The 390-nt window shown below is 72.1% G+C and carries 1 pseudogene; it reads right to left on the bottom strand.

Annotated elements, in window-relative coordinates:
• Positions 1 to 24: 24 nt before the first annotated feature.
• Positions 25 to 390: pseudogene (locus tag AC066S_RS39965) on the bottom strand (3-hydroxyacyl-CoA dehydrogenase); the annotation flags it as partial.

Raw genomic sequence — 390 nt, forward strand, 5'->3', positions numbered from 1 at the left:
GCCCAGGCCCAGCGTGACCGCCGATTAGAGGTCGGCCGGGCTGCAGATGCCCTGCTGGCAGATGTCGCTCGCGATGTTCACGATGGTGGCCACCACGCGCTGCGTCACGAAGCCACCGCTGTCGCGGATCACGCTCACCGGCTTGCCGTCCCGCGCGAAGGGGGCGAGCGCGGCGTCTCGGATGTCGACACGGGTGGCCGGATTGGTGGCCGGCACGCGGCGGCGCGTGGCGGCGTCCTCGACCAGCATGTCGATGCCGATCGTGCGCGCCGGGTCCAGGCGCTCGACCACGGCCACCGTGGTCACGTCGAAGCCGAGTGGCGCGACGAGCGAGATCGCCTGCGGCGAGGGCGAGTTGCCGGTCTCGATCCGCGCGCCCAGGTCCTTCAG

Source organism: Bradyrhizobium sp. CFUWI, from assembly GCF_056429085.1.